Below are 17,296 nucleotides of genomic sequence, written 5' to 3'. Positions count from 1 at the left end.
TCGCTGTCCATCACGACCCCGGAGACCCCACCAGCCCGGAGACTGTGGGGCGATGGCGGTATAGCAGCCCGCGGGCAGAACGCGCTGATACAGCTAGCGCCGAGTGAGCCAGCGCTGATTTAGTCAGCGTCGACAGGGCGTGCGTTTATAGGCATGCGCCGGTCAGGCGTTGGCATGCGCAGGTCAGGCATCCACCGGCCTACGTGCCGTATTGGCCTCGTGGGTTACCCCGTGCGGGCGGGCAACGTGGCCCAGACCTTCCGCGTCGATAGGCGCTCGGCCTGCTGGAAGGTGACAAGCGTCGCGCCGCCCGCAATAGGCACGAAGCGGCAAACCAGAGCGGTGCCATCGCGCATTCGCAATTCGCCGTCCCACTCCGCGCGCTCGGTTTCGGCCTGAAGGAAATCGCGCAGTTCGCCCCAGACCGGGCTGGGACGACAGCGGGATTGCCAGTGCGCAATGACCTCGGTCGCGCCAATTTCGGCCAGCATCGCACCGGGGTCTTGGTCCCAGAGCCGCGCATGCGCTTCGTTCGACATGAGGACCAGACCCGTGCGGGAAAAGACGACGATCGCCTCATCAAGGCTATCGGCAATGGATTGGCCCAGTTCCAACTCCGACCGGAAGCGGCGGGTGAGAGCGATCTCGGATGTGATATCCTCGAACAAAAACGCCAACGCGCCATCGGGATGGGGGCGGCCTGTCACTTTTAGCGTCTGACCGCCCGGCAGGCTCCATGTTTCCTGATAGGTGCCTTCCTCCGCGTCCTGTTCCAGCGCCGCAATGGCGCTGCGCCATGACCGATAGTCGCGGGGTTCCGGCATGCGCTGGGCTTCGCGCAGGGAATCGAGGAATGCGGTCAGGGTCGGGCGGGCGGACAGAAACTGCGGCGGCAGAGCCGATAGATCGGTCAATGCGGGGTTAAAAACCGCAAGCCGCCGGTGACGGTCGAATATCGCAAGCCCGGTGGTGAGCTGGGCAAAGGTTTTCGTCAGCGTCTGGACAAATTCGCGCAGGCTGGCCTCCGCCCGAACGATTTGTTGCGCGGGCAGGGCATAGGTCAGCACGGTGTCGTCCTGCCATTTGCTGTGACATTCGAACCAGAGCCGTTCGCCCGGCGGGGTTTCGCCGTTTGCGATGGCCTCCGCGCGGGCAGGCGCGCGGCGGATCAGATCTGGTCCGCTCTTCCCGTTTTCGTTCGCGACCTCGCGCGGCGGTCGGGGCAGGGCCTCGAACAGCTGAGGCAGATCATCGCCTCCCTCCTGCGCGCCGGTCAGGTTCAGATAGCTGCGGTTCGCCCAGATCACCCGTCCCGCCGCTGTTTCGCGCCAAACAGGCATCGGCGCGGCATCTAGCGTGCGGCTGAGCGCGTCGAGCCGTTCCTGCAGCGCCTGCCGGGTAAAACTGTCCGGTCCGCTGTCGGTGGGCGGTGAGCCAAGCGCGGCGGGTCGATCGACAAGTTCCAGCCGCACCAGCCCATGACACCATTGCGCATGCAATTCGCCCGGATCGTCGTCCCCCGCGCGACAGGTCAGGCGGGTCACGGCGGCAAGTCCGCCAAGTTTCTGTTCCAGATCAGGAAACCGTGCGGACAGGATATGCATAAGCCGGGGCCACGGGGGGAGCCTGTCCGGTCCCAGCGCCAACAGGGCGCGGCCCGCGCTGCTGGCATCACGCAGGCGGGTTTCGTCAAACAGGAACACCAGTTCGCCATTGTCGGTATCCACCGCAGGCCAGTCCACGCGAAGACGGGGGGCAAACTGGGTCAGCAGCAGCAACCCGCCCCCAGCCGTCAGGATCGCGGTCGCCACCAGACACAGCGCCAGCAGCAACGCCGAGCCCGGCATGCTGAAATCGGGCAACTGGGAAAGCTGGGCCAGAACCGGCGCGACAAATTCCATGCAAGGCACCCCGTGTAGACGAATCCCTGACAGATCGGTCCGGTCACCTTGTGGCAGTGGCGGTTAAATTGCGGTTAATCGGGCGTTACGCGCGTTACGCGTCAATCGGTTCATTCGCGCCCAAGGCCCGGTCGGCGGGGTCTTCGGATCCGGCCAGCGCGCTGCGGGGCCAAACGGCCTCGACAATCGCGCCACGCCGGTCAGGGCGCTCATCTGGGCTAAGGAACGGATTGCTTCCATTGGCGAATGTCAGTGTCGCCCCGGACCGCTCCAGCAGCGTCTTGGCGATGAACAGCCCGAGCCCCATGCCCTCGTATTCAGGGCGTTTGTCGCGCTCCGCGTCAGCGCGCCGCCGGTTGCGCACGAAAGGGTCGCCGATGCGGCCGATCACATCGGGCGGATAGCCCGCGCCATCATCGGCGATGCGAATGGTGATCGTGGAGGCCGTCCAGCGGGCCTCGACCCAGACTGTCGCATCGGCGAAATCGACAGCGTTCTGGATCATGTTGCGCAGGCCGTGGATGATCTCGGGCCTGCGGAAAATATTAGGCTGGCGGGCCGGTGCGGCGGGTGCGGGGGCTACGTCAAAGATCACCGTCTTGCCCCGGGTGCCATGCGGCTCGGCGGCTTCGCGCAGCACACTGTCGAGCGGCGCGCGGCGCATATGCAGGTCATCTTTCCCGGCGCGCCCCATCGAATGCAGGATATCGCGGCAGCGGTCGGCCTGTTCGCGGATCAGCACGGCATCGTCGCGCAGGGTCTCGTTGCCGTCCAGTTCTTCGATCAGTTCGGAACTGACCAGCTTGATCGTCGCCAGCGGTGTGCCCAGCTCATGCGCGGCGGCGGCGACAACCCCGCCCAGATCGGTCAGCTTCTGCTCCCGCGCCAGCGCCATCTGCGTGGCCAGCAACGCCTCGGACATGCTTTGACGTTCTTTCGACACCCGCCGCGCATAGCCCGCAAGAAACGCGATGCCGATCACGATCGCGACCCAAAAGCCAAAGCGAAACACATCCGGCATTGCCAGCATCAGCCCATCGTCGGTGCGCAGCGGCACAAAGACGAACAGAACCACAGTGACAAAGCCGATCGCCGCCCCGGACAGCAGGATCATCGAGCGCAGCCGCAGGGTGGAGGCGGCGATGGTCACGGGCGCAAGGATCAGCAGCGCAAAGGGGTTGTTCAGCCCGCCGGTCAGGAACACCAGAACCGAAAGCTGGCCAACATCGAACAACAGCGCCAGCGCCGCTTCGGTATCTGACAGGCGTTTGTTTTCGGGGTAGATGAACACCGACACGAGATTGGAGATCACCGCCGCGCCGATGGCAAGGTAACACAGCCCCAGTTCCAGTTGCAGGTCGTAGAACCGGATCGCCACGAAAATCGCGCCGATCTGCCCGGCAATGGCGATCCAGCGCAGCACGATCAGGGTGCGCAGGCGGATCAGGTTGCTGCGCGCGAACTGGTCGAATACGGACTGGATCTGTTCGGCCATCGCGCGGCATCCTCTGTGACGGATGGTCCCCTTGATACCCTGCGCGCGGCAGGGCAGCAATCGCGCGACAGATTGCAGGAGAGCGACATGACCAAGACTTTCGCCATTACGTCGGCCATTGCGCTGGGCGTGGTGCTGGTGGGAACCGGCGTCTACGCATTCTGGCCGCGCGAGGTGGATTGCGGCGGCGGCGCTGTGGCTGGCGGGTTCGACGCGATGGGTGGGGCGTTTTCGCTGACCGATGCGCAGGGCAATACGGTGACCGAGGCCGATCTGCTGGATGGGCCGGCGCTTTTGTATTTCGGCTATACTTTCTGCCCGGATGTCTGCCCGGTCGATACCGTGCGCAACGCCACCGCGGCCGAGATGCTGGCCGATGACGGGGTGGAGGTCACGCCGATCTTTGTCTCTGTCGATCCGGCCCGCGACACGCCCGACGTGGTTGGTGAATTCGCCGCCAATGTGAGCGAGGACATGATCGGCCTGACCGGCACGCCCGAGCAGATCCGCGACACGGTGCAGGCGTTCCGGGCCTATGCGTCCGTGCCTGCGGAACCGGAAGACGAGTATTACCTCGTCGGGCATTCGACCTTCACCTATCTGGTGACCGAAGGCGGTAAGGTTCTGGACTATTTCCGCCGCGAAGAACCGGCCGAGGCGGTCGCGTCGCGCGCCGCGTGCCGGTTGGGCGCGTGATCCGCCGTTCGATTGACCGCGTATGGGGGGACAGATACCCTCACCCGATCCGGGCCGCTGTTGGCCGGGACGCAGACACAGGGGAAGATGGCCGTGCCTGATTTCGATCCCAAGGATATCGGCGAAGACCGCTCGCTGCTGTTGGTCGACGATGATGAGCCGTTCCTGCGGCGTCTGACCCGTGCGATGGAAAAACGCGGGTTCGAGCCGGAAATGGCCGGCTCCGTCGCTGCTGGCAAGGCGATCGCCACCGCGCGTCCGCCCGCCTATGCGGTCGTCGACCTGCGGCTGGAGGATGGCAACGGGCTCGACGTGGTGGAAACCCTGCGCGAAAAACGTCCCGAAAGTCGGATCGTCGTGCTGACCGGATATGGCGCCATCGCGACCGCCGTCGCTGCGGTCAAGATCGGCGCTATCGATTACCTCTCCAAACCTGCCGACGCCAATGACGTGACCAATGCGTTGCTCGCCCGCAGCGATGAATTGCCGCCCCCGCCCGACAATCCGATGTCGGCGGACCGGGTGCGGTGGGAACATATCCAGCGGGTCTATGAGCTGTGCGACCGCAACGTGTCGGAAACCGCGCGGCGGCTGAACATGCATCGCCGCACCTTGCAGCGGATCTTGGCAAAGCGCTCCCCGAAATGAAGTGGCTGGCGGTTGCCCTGCTGCTGGCGGGCTGCGCCGCCGCGCCTGAAACGGGCCCTCGCCCCGCCGCGCTGGACGGGCCGACACGGTTGCGGCTGGCGGCGGATGGGCTGGCCGTGGCGGGCAGCGGTCAGGTGATCTCCTTTTCCCGCACCGAAGCGGGCGTTGTCACCGCCGTGACCGGGCTGCTGGGCGCGGCACCCGACAGGCGCGCGGGGAGCAACGCCTGCCACATCATCGGCTGGGGCGGACTGGCGCTGCATTTCCAGACCGACGATTTCCTTGGCTGGTCGGAAACCAGCGGCGATGTCGCGCTGACCGATGGGGTCGCGGTGGGGGCAACTGGCCCCGTGCCCGCAGGGGTCCGCGCCGCGCGGGATGCGCAGGGACAAATCGCGACGCTCAGCGCCGGGACGCTTTGCCCGGTCTGAGGCGCACACTTTGCGCGTGGGTCAGTCCTTGCGGCGGACCAGTGCTTTCAATTCATAAATCAGGTCCAGCGCCGCACGCGGCGTCAGCTCATCCGGCATGACCTCCTCCAGCCGTGTGTTGAGGGCCTGTGCCGCCGGATCGGGCGCCGCGACAGGGGCAGGGGGCGGTGCGGCGGCGAAAAGCGGCAGGTCGTCGATCACGGCCTTCTGCGCACGCCCGCCTTCGCGCTCGCCTTTTTCCAGCGCATCCAGCACCACCCGCGCGCGGTCGATCACCGGACCGGGCAGCCCGGCCAACCGCGCCACCTGCACCCCGTAGGAGCGATCCGCCGCGCCGTCGCGCACCTCATGGAGAAAGATCACCTCCCCCTCCCATTCGCGCACGGCGACCGTGGCATTGCCGACACCCGACAGCCGCGCGGCCATCGCCGTCATCTCGTGGTAATGCGTGGCGAACAGCGCCCGGCAGCGGTTGTGCTCGTGCAGGTATTCCAGCACGGCCCACGCGATGGACAGCCCGTCATAGGTGGCGGTGCCACGTCCGATTTCGTCAAGGATCACCAGCGCGCGGTCATCGGCTTGATTGAGGATCGCGGCGGTCTCCACCATCTCCACCATGAAGGTCGAGCGCCCCCGCGCCAGATCGTCCGAGGCCCCGACCCGGCTGAACAGGCTCGACACCGCGCCGATATGGGCGCTGCGCGCGGGCACAAAACTGCCTGCCTGCGCCAGCAAGGCGATCAGCGCGTTCTGCCGCAGCCAAGTGGATTTACCGCCCATGTTGGGGCCGGTCAGCAGGCGGATATGCGCGCCGTCGCCGCCGTCTGACAGGCGGCAGTCATTCGCGATGAAGGGCGCGCCGCCCTCGCGCCGCAGGGCGCGTTCGACGACAGGGTGACGCCCACCTTCGATTTCGAACACCCGGCTGTCATCGACGCGCGGCTCGGTCCAGTTTTCGCCCCGCGCCAGATCGGCAAAGGCAGCGGTCAGGTCCAGTTCGGCCAGCGCCCGCGCGGCTGCGCCGATCCGGTCAGCGGCCTCCAGCACGGCCGCGCGCAGCGTCTCGAATAGCCGCTTTTCGATCTCCAGCGCACGGCCGCCCGCGTTTAGGATTTTGGTTTCCATCTCCGACAGGGCGACGGTGGTAAAGCGCACGGCATTGGCCGTTGTCTGCCGGTGAATGAAGCGGTCCGACAGCGGCGGTGACAGCATCTTCTGCGCGTGGGTTGCGGTGCATTCGATGAAATAGCCCAGCACGTTGTTATGCTTGACCTTCAGCGCGGTGATGCCGGTGTCTTCGGCATATTCGGCCTGCATCGCGGCGATGACGCCCCGGCCCTCGTCGCGCAGGGTGCGGGCCTCGTCCAGATCGGTATCATGACCTGGCGCGATAAACCCGCCATCGCGGGTCAGCAGCGGCGGCTCGGCCACCAGCGCCGCGTCCAGCAGATCGGTCAGCGCATCATGGCCGATCAGATCGCGGCGCAGATCGGCCAGCAAAGCGGGCAACTCATGGCTGCTCAGCACGTCGTCCAGGGCCAAGGCCTGTGTCAGCCCGCCCCGGATCGCCGCCAGATCGCGCGGCCCGCCGCGCTCCAGCGCCAGTCGCGACAGCGCCCGGTCCATGTCCGGCACCCGGCGCAGCGCATCGCGCAGCCGTTCGGCCAGCCCGGTGTGATGGGTCAGCGCACGCACCGCTGCCAGCCTGTCGCCGATCACCGCCAGATCCCGCGATGGCGCGGAAATGCGCCGTTCCAGCAGCCGCCCGCCGCCTGCCGTCACGGTGCGGTCGATGGCGGCCAGCAAAGATCCGTCGCGCCCGCCCGACAGGCTGGAGGTCAGTTCCAGATTGCGGCGGGTGGCGGCATCGATCTGCACCACCTGCGCGCCGCTTTCGCGCACCGGCGCGCGCAGCAGCGGGATCTTGCCCTTCTGCGTCAGGTCCAGATAGCTGACCAGCGCGCCCATCGCCGAAAGTTCGGCCCGCTCGAAGCTGCCGAACCCGTCCAGCGCCCCGACCCCGAACGCGGATTTCAGCCGCTCCGCCGCGCCGGTGCTGTCAAAGCTCGACCGCGCCAGCGGGGTGATCGCCGCGCCACTATCGGTGCAGATTTCCTCCAGTTCCCCCTCGGCCATGTCCGACAGCAGGATTTCGCGCGGGGCAAGCCGGGCCAGTTCCGGCCCCAGCCGCACCAGCGGGCAGGGCGTCACGCGCAATTCCCCGGTCGAAATATCGACCCAAGCCAGCGCGCCGGCGTCCCGCAGGCTTGCATAGGCGGCGAGGTAATTATGCCGCCGCGCTTCCAGCAGGCTGTCTTCGGTCAGGGTGCCGGGGGTGACCAGCCGCACCACATCCCGTTTTACCACGGATTTGGAGCCGCGCTTTTTGGCCTCGGCGGGGTCTTCGAGCTGCTCGCAGACGGCAACGCGGAAGCCTTTGCGGATCAGCGTCAGCAGATAGCCTTCGGCGGCATGGACCGGCACCCCGCACATGGGGATTTCATCGCCCTGATGCTTGCCCCGTTTGGTCAACGCAATGTCGAGCGCCGCCGCCGCCGCCACCGCGTCGTCAAAGAACATCTCGTAGAAATCGCCCATACGGTAGAACAGCAGCGCGCCGGGATGCGCGGCCTTGATCTCCATATACTGGGCCATCATCGGCGTTACGCCGCTGGTCTGCACGCTCACTGGAAGCCCCTCGATCTGCCTTTGCGCGATCCTAAAGCCCGCATCCTCATGGTGAAAGCCGATTTCCCGACTGTTGCCGCAGCGGCGCTGGCTCGGTATGAGCATCGGGCTTTCAGGAGGATCGGCAATGGCAAGCAAGCGCAACATCACCCGCGAAGAGGCGCTGACCTATCACATGGACCCGCCGGGGAAATGGGAGATTCAGGCGACCAAGCCGATGACCACCCAGCGCGACCTGTCGCTGGCCTACAGCCCCGGTGTGGCAGTGCCCGTGGAGGCGATCGCCGAAAACCCCGAAACCGCCTATGACTACACCACCAAGGGCAACACGGTGGCGGTGATTTCAAACGGCACCGCGATCCTTGGGCTGGGCAATCTGGGCGCGCTGGCGTCAAAACCGGTGATGGAAGGCAAATCGGTGCTGTTCAAGCGCTTTGCCGATGTGAACTCCATCGATATCGAACTGGACACCGAAGACCCGGACGAATTCATCAATGCCGTGCGGCTGATGGGGCCGACCTTTGGCGGGATCAACCTTGAGGATATCAAGGCGCCCGAATGCTTCATCATCGAACAGCGCCTGAAGGAGATCATGGACATTCCGGTGTTCCATGACGACCAGCACGGCACCGCCGTAATCTGCGCCGCGGGCCTCATCAACGCGCTGCACCTGTCCGGCAAGAAGCTGGAAGATTGCAAGATCGTCCTGAACGGCGCCGGCGCCGCCGGGATCGCCTGCCTCGAACTCATCAAGACCATGGGCGCGCGCAACGAAAACTGCATCATGTGCGACACCAAGGGCGTGATCTACCAAGGCCGCCAAGAGGGCATGAACCAGTGGAAATCGGCCCATGCCGTCGTCACGGAGGCCCGCACACTGGAAGACGCGATGAAAGGGGCGGACGTGTTCCTCGGCGTGTCGGTGAAAGGCGCGGTGACGCAGGATATGGTCGCCAGCATGGCCGAGGATCCGGTGATCTTCGCCATGGCCAATCCCGATCCGGAAATCACCCCGGAGGAGGCGCATGAGGTCCGTGCCGATGCCATCGTTGCCACTGGCCGCTCGGACTATCCCAATCAGGTCAACAACGTTCTGGGCTTTCCCTATCTGTTCCGCGGGGCGCTCGACATCCATGCCCGCGCGATCAACGACGAAATGAAGATCGCCTGCGCCGAAGCGCTGGCCGAACTGGCGCGCGAGGATGTGCCGGACGAGGTCGCGCTGGCCTATGGCCGTAAGCTGACCTTCGGGCGTGATTACATCATCCCCGCGCCGTTCGATCCGCGGCTGATCTACCGCGTGCCGCCCAAGGTCGCGCAGGCGGGCATGGATACCGGCGCCGCCCGCCGCCCGATTGTCGATCTGGCAGGGTATGAGCAATCCCTGCGCGCGCGGATGGACCCCACCGCCACGGTGCTGCGCGCCATCAACGCCCGCGCAAAGGCCGCTCAGGCGCGCATGATCTTTGCCGAAGGCGACGACATCCGCGTGCTGCGCGCGGCAATCGCCTACCAGCGGGCCGGGCTGGGCAAGGCGCTGGTCGTCGGGCGCGAGGCGGATGTGCGCGAACTGCTCACCGCCAATGGCCTGTCCGATGCGATCCGGGAACTGGAGGTCGTCAACGCCGCCAACACCCGCCATCTCGAGACCTACAAGGATTTCCTTTACAAGCGGTTGCAGCGGAAGGGCTACGATCAGAAGGACATTCACCGCCTTGCCGCGCGCGACCGGCATGTGTTTTCCGCGCTGATGCTGGCGCATGGGCATGGCGACGGTCTGGTCACCGGGGCCACCCGCAAATCCGCGCATGTGCTGGAACAGATCAACCACGTCTTTGACGCGCAGCCCCATGACGGCGCGGTGGGGGTGACCGCCGTGCTAATCCGGGGTCGTATTGTCCTGATCGCCGATACGCTGGTGCATGAATGGCCCGACGAAGAAGACCTTGCCGATATCGCCGAACGCGCAGCGTCGGTGGCGCGCGGGCTGGGGTTGGTGCCGCGTGTGGCCTTTGCCAGCTTCTCGACCTTTGGCTATCCGGTGTCGGAACGCGCGACCAAGATGCATCTTGCCTCTGACGCGCTCGACAAACGTCATGTCGATTTCGAATATGACGGCGAAATGACCGTCGACGTCGCGCTGAACCCTGATCAGATGAAGCACTATCCCTTCTGTCGTCTGACCGGCCCGGCCAATGTGCTGGTGGTGCCTGCGCGGCATTCGGCGTCGATCTCGACCAAGCTGTTGCAGGAACTGGGCGGCGCCACCGTCATCGGGCCGATCCTGACCGGCGTGGATAAGCCGGTGCAGATCATCTCTACCGGCTCGACCGTGAATGACATTCTCAACATGGCGGCGATTTCGGCCTGCAATATCGGCTGATCTGCCGCGGAAGGACCCGCTGTGACGATCTACAACCTCGGCTCGATCAATATCGACCGCGTCTATGCGCTGCCGCATCTGCCGCAGCCTGGTGAAACGCTGGCCTCGCTGTCGCACAGCGTCGGGCTGGGCGGCAAAGGGGCAAACCAATCCGCCGCAGCCGCCCGCTTTGGCGCCGAGGTCCGGCATCTGGGCGCGGTGGGCAGCGATGGCGGCGCGATCGTCGACCGGATGCGCGGCTTGGGCATCAACGTCACCGGCATCCGCGTGGTCGAAGCCGCGCATACCGGACACGCGATCATCAATGTCGATGCGTCGGGTGAAAACTCCATCGTTCTCGACGGTGGCACCAACATGATGCAAAGCGCCGAAGCCATCGCCACCGCGCTGGCCGACGCGACCGCCGCGGACACGCTGCTGCTGCAAAACGAAACCGACTGTCAGGTCGACGCCGCGCGGATCGGTCATGAGAAAGGCATGCGGGTCGTCTATTCCGCCGCGCCCTTCGACGCCGCCGCGGTTGAGGCCGTGTTGCCCTATGTCTCGATGCTGGTGCTCAATCAGGTCGAAGCCGCGCAACTGGCGGAGGCCACCGGCCTGCCGATCGAGCGGGTCGATGTAGATAGTGTCGTCGTCACCCGTGGCGGGGATGGGGCGGAATGGCTGATGCGCGGTCGCGACCCGATGACCGCTGCGGCCTATACCGTGCCTGTCGTCGATACGACCGGGGCGGGCGACTGTTTCATCGGCACGCTTGCCGCCGCGCTCGATGCCGGGCTGTCCGAGGATCTGGCCCTGCGCGCCGCGCTGGCCGCCGGTGCACTACAGGTGACACGCCGGGGCACGGCGGATGTGATGCCGGACCGGGCGGAGGTGGAGACTTTCCTCAACCGGCCTGCGTAACCCGCAAAAATATAATTTGGCGGCAGGTGAAACTTTGTCGCGGGGCATTCCGTGATTAGCGCATGGGCCGATCATTCGGCCATCCACTAATAGGGAACGACAACCGATGAAACGCATTCTCACCGCCGCCGCCCTCACCGCCATTACCGCAGGTTCGGCCTTTGCCGCCGCGCACAGCATGACCCCGATGGTCGAAGCCTCCAACCAGACCGTTGAAAACGGTGTCGTGTCCGCCGAGATGGTCACCGCTGGCGAAAACGGCTGGCTGGTCGTGCACCGCACCGACTCCGAAGGCAAACCGGGCCCCGTCGTGGGTCACGCTCCGCTGCGCATGGGTGAAAACACCGATGTCGCCGCGATCCTGACCGAAGAGGTCGCCGCTGGCGACATGCTGATGCTGATGGTGCATTCCGAAGCAGGCGGCAATTCCACCGGCATCTTTGAATACACGCTCGGCGCCACCGAAGACGGCCCGATCAAGCCCGATGGCAATCTGGTCATGAAAACGATCACCGTCGAGTGATCCGACCATAGCGAAAGCCGGCACACCGGCCTCCTGAAGCGGCCCCCTAGGGGCCGCTTTTTTCGTGGGGGCAGGGTGGGGAGATGACGCAAGCCCTCCAAGGGGGGCACCGGAGGTTGAGCGGCTGTGCCTCGTGTCAGCCAAGAGCCTCGCCGCTTTGCGGTTGCCGGACAGCCTGCCCGTGGGATGGCGCCGTAACGGTTGAGCGGGTGTGCTTTATGCCAGCCAAAAACCTCCCCGCTCCAAGATCCGCGCAAGATGGCCAAGCGCCGGCCCGCCGGACCGGGCGCGCTAAGTTCCGCGGCTGCGGGACGTTGCCGTCCTAGCCGCACCGCCAGCCTGCCCTTGGGATGGTGCAGTAACGAAAGAACGGGGAACGGGCAGGCGCTCGCCCGCGCGGCCTTCGGCCTTGTTCGCGGGCGGTTGCGCTGTGCGAGGCTGGACAGGCGCGAGAGCGTTGCGCTCCGTCCGGGGGATGCGGGTGAATGGGGGGGGGTATCAGTCCGAATGCCGACGGGAGCCTCCGGCGCAACAGTCCGCAACGTCAGCGACGGATGGCAAAACGCCAGCCCGTGGGGACGGGCTGGCGTTCACGGCCTTAGGCCTTGTCAGATGGCTGAATGCGCAAAGGTCCGCCCCCGCGCGCGTCAGCCTCACCCGTTGCGGCGGTTCCGGGCGGCGAGCAGGCGCAGGCGCAGGGCGTTCAGCTTGATGAAGCCTGCCGCGTCCTTCTGATCGTAGGCGCCTGCATCCTCTTCGAAGGTCACATGTGCCTCGGAATACAGCGAGTTTTCCGACCAACGGGCCACGGTGCGGGCCAGCCCTTTGTAAAGCTTCAGCCGCACGGTGCCGCTGACATGCTCTTGGCTCTTGTCGATCAGCGCCTGAAGCATCTCGCGCTCCGGGCTGAACCAGAAGCCGTTATAAATCAGCTCGGCGTATTTCGGCATCAGCTCATCCTTCAGATGTGCCGCGCCCCGGTCGAGCGTGATCGATTCGATGCCGCGATGCGCCTCCAGCAGCAGCGTGCCGCCGGGGGTTTCATAGACGCCGCGGGATTTCATGCCCACGAAACGCCCTTCGACAAGGTCAAGCCGCCCGCAGCCGTGCTTGCCGCCCAGCTCGTTGAGCTTGGTCAGGATCTCGGCGGGGGACATATCCGTGCCGTTGATGGCGACGGCGTCGCCCTTCTCGAAACGGATCTCGACAAATTCCGGCTCGTTCGGGGCATCCTCGGGATGCACCGTGCGCTGGTAGACGTAATCGGGCGCCTCGTCGGCGGGATTTTCCAGCACCTTCCCCTCGGAGGAGGTGTGCAGCAGGTTCGCATCGACGGAGAACGGCGCTTCGCCGCGCTTGTCCTTGGCGATCGGAATCTGATGCGCTTCGGCGAATTCCAGCAGCTTGGTGCGGCTCGACAGATCCCATTCCCGCCACGGCGCGATCACCTTGATTTCGGGGTTGAGCGCATAGGCCGACAGTTCGAACCGAACCTGATCGTTGCCTTTGCCGGTGGCGCCATGGGCCACGGCATCGGCGCCGGTCTGTTCGGCGATCTCGATCAGCCGCTTGGAAATCAGCGGACGCGCGATTGAGGTGCCCAGCAGGTAAAGCCCTTCGTAAACCGCGTTGGCGCGGAACATCGGGAACACGAAATCCCGCACGAATTCTTCGCGCAGATCGTCGATAAAGATGTTCTCGGACTTGATGCCGAGCATCTCGGCCTTCTTGCGCGCGGGCTCCAGCTCCTCGCCCTGACCCAGATCGGCGGTGAAGGTCACCACTTCGCAGTCGTATTCGGTCTGCAACCACTTCAGGATGATCGAGGTGTCGAGGCCGCCGGAATAGGCGAGAACCACCTTTTTAGGCTGGGACATGAGGGCGCTCCGTCGGTTTCAGGTCTCGATCGCGGGGTCTATAAGGCTTTCGGGTGCCGAACAAGACGCTTTCCCGTGGTAAGCCCCCGTCCGCATTGCTAGGAGGCGGTCATGAGCGATTTTTCCCAAGCCGCCCGCGAGGCCACGCTGGCCCTGCGCGATCTGTTTCCGGCCACGCCGCTGGGACGCAACGATTTCCTGTCCGAGAAATTCGGCGCCGATATCTGGCTGAAACGCGAAGACCTGACGCCCGTCCGCTCGTATAAGCTGCGCGGCGCGGTCAATGCGATGCGCAAGGCGCTGGATGGCGGGGAGCCGCCGGTGTTTGTCTGTGCCAGTGCCGGAAATCATGCGCAGGGGGTGGCCTTTGCCTGCCGTCATTTCGGCGTGCGCGGTGTGATCTTCATGCCCGTCACGACCCCGCAGCAAAAAATCCACAAGACCCGGACATTCGGCGGCGAGATGATCGAGATCGTCATGACCGGCGACTATTTCGATGACACGCTCGCCTCTGCGCAGGCCTATTGCGCCGAGAAGGGCGGACGGTTTCTGGCGCCCTTCGACGATGCCGACGTCATCGAGGGGCAGGCCTCTGTCGGGGTGGAGATCCTCGATGAAATCGGCGCGCCCGAGATGATCGTGCTGCCCGTGGGCGGGGGCGGTCTGTCGGCGGGGATCACCCAGATGCTGCGCGCCGAGGCCCCGAACTGCGCGCTGCGCTATGTCGAACCGGCAGGCGGCGCGAGCCTTGCCGCAGCGGTCCGCGCCGGGGAGCCGGTGACCCTGCCGCGGGTGGACAGCTTCGTCGACGGGGCGGCGGTGGCGCGCATTGGCGCCTTGCCGTTCGAGACGCTGCGCGGCATCGACCCGGCCCATGTGCTTGCCGCCGCCGAAAACCGCATCTGCACCACGATCATCGAGATGCTGAATATCGAAGGCATCGTGCTGGAGCCCGCAGGTGCGATGGCGATCGATGCGCTGGCCGATCTGCGCGATCAGATCGCCGGTAAGCGGGTGGTCTGCATCACCTCCGGCGGCAATTTCGATTTCGAGCGGCTGCCAGAGGTCAAGGAACGCGCGCTGCGTCATGCGGGCACCAAGAAATACCTCATCCTGCGTATGCCGCAGCGGCCTGGCGCGCTGAAAGATTTCCTTAATCTGCTGGGCCCCGAAGACGACATTGCGCGGTTTGAGTATCTCAAGAAATCCGCCCGCAATTTCGGCTCGGTCCTGTTGGGGATCGAAACGACGCGCGCCGAGAACTTTACCCGGTTGTTCGCCGCGCTGGATGCCGCCGGGTTCACCTATACCGATATCAGCGGCGATGAAACGATGGCGAGCTTCGTGATCTGACCGCGCAGGTCACGCCGCCGCCGGGGGCAGTCCCTCAGGCAGCGAAGTCTTCGCAGGTTTCTGCCAGAAACCGGGATCTGCTGGCCCGGTAGCAGGCTTTGATCCGCGGCAGGTCCAGCCGATCACCCATGCGCACGGCGGCGATGGTTTCGCGGCAGGTCGCCGCCATGCCGGTCATGCCAAGGTTCAGCGCGCAACCTTTCAGGAAATGCAGCTCATCGATCAAGAGATTGGGGGCCGTGACCGTGCTCAGCGCGTCAAGCGCGACCTCGACCTCCATCAAAAACAGATCGGCCGTTTCGGCAAAGTCGCGAGGCCCTATTTCATTGGCCAGCTGTCGCAGCCTGTCGCGGCTGATGCTGTCATCCGGTGCGGTCTCCGCGCAGGGCAGATTGGCGGGGGTCATGCCGTCCATCGCCTCGATACCCGTTGCGCCCAGGGTGCTGCCGCCGATCAAGTCCTTCATGCCCGTCTCCTGTCCCATAGTGGCGCTTTAGGTTGCGAACCAAACTATATCGCGCGGTATTAACAGCAGATTGACAGCAACCTTGGATTGCATGGGGAGGCGCGAAATTTTAAGGGGCCGCGTTCACCCGGTTTTAAACTCCTTCGTGCCACACCACCCCGGTAGCGTTTCGTCCGCCGAGGTGCCCTTGACCCAGCCGACCCTCACCGATCCTCCCCGCGCCGCCCCGGCGGACCGTGCCGCGCCGCGCGTTCTGGTGGTCGATGACAGCCTGCTGCAATTGCGCATTCTGTCGACGGCCCTCGAACGCTGGGGCTACCGCGTGCAGCAGGCCCGTTCCGCGGCCGAGGCGCTGGCCGTGTGTGGCCGTGATCCGCCGGACCTGGTCATATCGGACTGGATCATGCCGGGCATGAGCGGCCCGGAATTCTGCCGCCGGTTCAGACAGATGTCGCGGGACAGCTACGGGTATTTCATCCTTCTGACCTCCAAGCGCGGCGCGGGGGAGGTGGCGCAGGGGCTCGATGCCGGGGCCGATGATTTTCTGACCAAGCCGGTGAACCTGCCGGAACTGCGCGCGCGGCTGAACGCGGGTGAACGCATCCTGCGGATGGAACGCGAACTGATCGTCAAGAATGAACTGATCGGCAATACGCTCGATCGGATCAGCCTTCTTTATGACGCGCTGGAACGGGATTTGCAGGAGGCGCGCAAACTTCAGCAAAGCCTGCTGAAGGAGCCGTTTCGCCGCTTCGCACGAGGGCAGGTGTCGCTACTGCTGCGTCCGGCGGGGCATATCGGCGGCGATCTGGTGGGGTTCTTCCCGATCCGTGACGATCTCATCGGGCTATTTGCGATTGATGTGTCGGGGCATGGCGTGACCTCGGCGCTAATGACGGCCCGGATCGCTGCGCATTTCTCCGGCAGCGCGGTGGAGGGCAATATCGCCCTGCGGACCGACACGCCGGCGCCCGAAGGCTTCCCCCCGGCGGAGGTCGCAGCCCGCCTGAACGCCCTCCTGCTGCGGGAGGTTGAAACCGAACATTACTGCACGCTGCTCTATGTCGAGGCCGATCTGGCCACCGGGCGGCTGCGGGGGGTGCAGGCCGGGCATCCGCATCCCCTAATACAGCGGCAGGACGGCAGGCTGGACCGGATCGGCAAGGGTGGTTTGCCCGTCGGGCTGCTGGCGGATGCGCAGTATGACGGGTTCGAAGCCACGCTGGCCCCCGGCGACCGTTTGCTGCTGACCTCCGACGGGGTGACGGAATGCCCGGACCATCACGACAGGCTGCTGGACGAATCCGGGCTTATGGGGCTGATGCGCCGCAACCATGCGGAACGGGGGCCACGCTTCTTGGAGGCGCTGACCGCTGATCTGACGCGCCATGCGGGCGGGGCGGAGTTTCCGGATGATATCTCCGCCGTTCTGCTGGAATATGACGGGGGACCGAAGGCTTAGCGCGACAGCCACGCCGCCAGAAATGCCGCTTCTCCCGCGTTATCGAGCAGCGAAAGCGCCTCCCGCGCCGGAAGCCAGACCGCTGTGTGATCGGGCTCCGTCGGCGGGTGCAGCGGACGGATCGCGCGCGCCAGCCAGATGTGACAGATCTTTTCGGCCCAGATCCCGTAATCGGGCATGTAGGTAAAGCGCCGGAACGCGCCCAATCTGCGTTCGGGGGCGATGCGCCAGCCGGTTTCTTCCAGCACTTCGCGGTGCAGGGCGGGGCGGACATGTTCGCCGGGGTCGATGCCGCCGCCGGGGAACTGGAATTCCGCGCGCGGCTGCGCCTGAAAGGTCAGCAACACCTCGTCACCGCGATGGATCAGGGCATAGATGCCGGGACGGAAGGTGTAGCGTTGACCCGGTCGAACCGGATCGCCGTAGCGCCGTAGCATGGAAATCCCCCTTTGCCCTTCATATATCCCTGC

14 protein-coding genes are annotated in these 17,296 nt (G+C 65.3%); 8 read left to right on the top strand and 6 right to left on the bottom strand.

Annotated features, from left to right (window positions below; genetic code table 11):
- Positions 1-224: 224 nt before the first annotated feature.
- Together CBW24_RS00575 and regB are read right to left on the bottom strand one after the other, a co-directional pair.
- Positions 225-1,901, bottom strand: coding sequence for a PAS-domain containing protein (locus CBW24_RS00575; RefSeq protein ID WP_097372324.1), 1,677 nt, complete (start codon positions 1,899-1,901; stop codon positions 225-227).
- A 94-nt stretch (positions 1,902-1,995) separates the two neighbouring features.
- The gene (gene regB / locus CBW24_RS00570) at positions 1,996-3,396 is read right to left on the bottom strand and encodes a sensor histidine kinase RegB (protein WP_097372323.1); all 1,401 of its coding nucleotides are present in this window, start codon (positions 3,394-3,396) and stop codon (positions 1,996-1,998) included.
- An 87-nt stretch (positions 3,397-3,483) separates the two neighbouring features.
- Here regB and CBW24_RS00565 point away from each other — a divergent pair, with 87 nt between their 5' ends.
- The 3 genes from CBW24_RS00565 (at position 3,484) to CBW24_RS00555 (ending at position 5,171) form a co-directional block, all read left to right on the top strand.
- Entirely contained in the window at positions 3,484-4,092 is a 609-nt protein-coding gene (locus tag CBW24_RS00565; protein ID WP_097372322.1) for an SCO family protein, read from the top strand.
- Between the two features lie 87 nt (positions 4,093-4,179).
- Entirely contained in the window at positions 4,180-4,740 is a 561-nt protein-coding gene (locus CBW24_RS00560) for an ActR/PrrA/RegA family redox response regulator transcription factor (RefSeq protein ID WP_088663092.1), read from the top strand.
- Positions 4,737-5,171: a hypothetical protein gene (locus CBW24_RS00555; RefSeq protein ID WP_097372321.1), complete on the top strand. Its 435-nt coding sequence runs from the start codon at positions 4,737-4,739 to the stop codon at positions 5,169-5,171. The genes CBW24_RS00560 and CBW24_RS00555 overlap by 4 nt, the downstream gene beginning before the upstream one ends.
- Before the next feature lie 21 nt (positions 5,172-5,192).
- On the opposite strand, the gene mutS is transcribed toward CBW24_RS00555, so the two are convergent.
- Positions 5,193-7,829: a DNA mismatch repair protein MutS gene (mutS, locus tag CBW24_RS00550; protein WP_097372320.1), complete on the bottom strand. Its 2,637-nt coding sequence runs from the start codon at positions 7,827-7,829 to the stop codon at positions 5,193-5,195.
- A 157-nt stretch (positions 7,830-7,986) separates the two neighbouring features.
- Here mutS and CBW24_RS00545 point away from each other — a divergent pair, with 157 nt between their 5' ends.
- The 3 genes from CBW24_RS00545 to CBW24_RS00535 all read left to right on the top strand — a co-directional run bounded on the left by CBW24_RS00545 (position 7,987) and on the right by CBW24_RS00535 (position 11,668).
- Entirely contained in the window at positions 7,987-10,242 is a 2,256-nt protein-coding gene (locus CBW24_RS00545) for an NADP-dependent malic enzyme (RefSeq protein WP_088663095.1), read from the top strand.
- A gap of 21 nt (positions 10,243-10,263) precedes the next feature.
- Positions 10,264-11,145: a ribokinase gene (locus CBW24_RS00540; RefSeq protein WP_097372319.1), complete on the top strand. Its 882-nt coding sequence runs from the start codon at positions 10,264-10,266 to the stop codon at positions 11,143-11,145.
- Positions 11,146-11,251: 106 nt separating this feature from the next.
- Positions 11,252-11,668 carry a DUF7282 domain-containing protein gene (locus CBW24_RS00535; protein WP_097372318.1) on the top strand — a complete coding sequence of 139 codons (417 nt, stop codon included), beginning with the start codon at positions 11,252-11,254 and terminating at the stop codon, positions 11,666-11,668.
- Positions 11,669-12,321: 653 nt separating this feature from the next.
- On the opposite strand, the gene CBW24_RS00530 is transcribed toward CBW24_RS00535, so the two are convergent.
- Complete coding sequence (locus tag CBW24_RS00530) at positions 12,322-13,545, bottom strand: argininosuccinate synthase (protein ID WP_088663098.1); 1,224 nt, start codon at positions 13,543-13,545, stop codon at positions 12,322-12,324.
- Positions 13,546-13,656: 111 nt separating this feature from the next.
- Here CBW24_RS00530 and ilvA point away from each other — a divergent pair, with 111 nt between their 5' ends.
- Positions 13,657-14,898 (top strand): threonine ammonia-lyase IlvA, encoded by a 1,242-nt coding sequence (gene ilvA, locus CBW24_RS00525; protein ID WP_097372317.1) that lies wholly within the window; start codon positions 13,657-13,659, stop codon positions 14,896-14,898.
- 34 nt (positions 14,899-14,932) lie between these two features.
- On the opposite strand, the gene CBW24_RS00520 is transcribed toward ilvA, so the two are convergent.
- Complete coding sequence (locus tag CBW24_RS00520; RefSeq protein WP_097372316.1) at positions 14,933-15,364, bottom strand: Hpt domain-containing protein; 432 nt, start codon at positions 15,362-15,364, stop codon at positions 14,933-14,935.
- 181 nt (positions 15,365-15,545) lie between these two features.
- On the opposite strand from CBW24_RS00520, the gene CBW24_RS00515 reads away from it, so the two are divergent.
- Positions 15,546-16,826, top strand: coding sequence for a PP2C family protein-serine/threonine phosphatase (locus CBW24_RS00515; RefSeq protein WP_309765501.1), 1,281 nt, complete (start codon positions 15,546-15,548; stop codon positions 16,824-16,826).
- Here CBW24_RS00515 and CBW24_RS00510 read toward each other — a convergent pair.
- Positions 16,823-17,263: an NUDIX domain-containing protein gene (locus CBW24_RS00510; protein WP_088663102.1), complete on the bottom strand. Its 441-nt coding sequence runs from the start codon at positions 17,261-17,263 to the stop codon at positions 16,823-16,825. The genes CBW24_RS00515 and CBW24_RS00510 overlap by 4 nt on opposite strands.
- Between the last annotated feature and the right edge of the window lie 33 nt (positions 17,264-17,296).

It is taken from the genome of Pacificitalea manganoxidans (assembly GCF_002504165.1).
GTDB lineage: Bacteria > Pseudomonadota > Alphaproteobacteria > Rhodobacterales > Rhodobacteraceae > Pacificitalea > Pacificitalea manganoxidans.
Note: the sequence above shows the minus strand (reverse complement) of the source record. Positions and strands in the feature narration are given on the sequence as shown.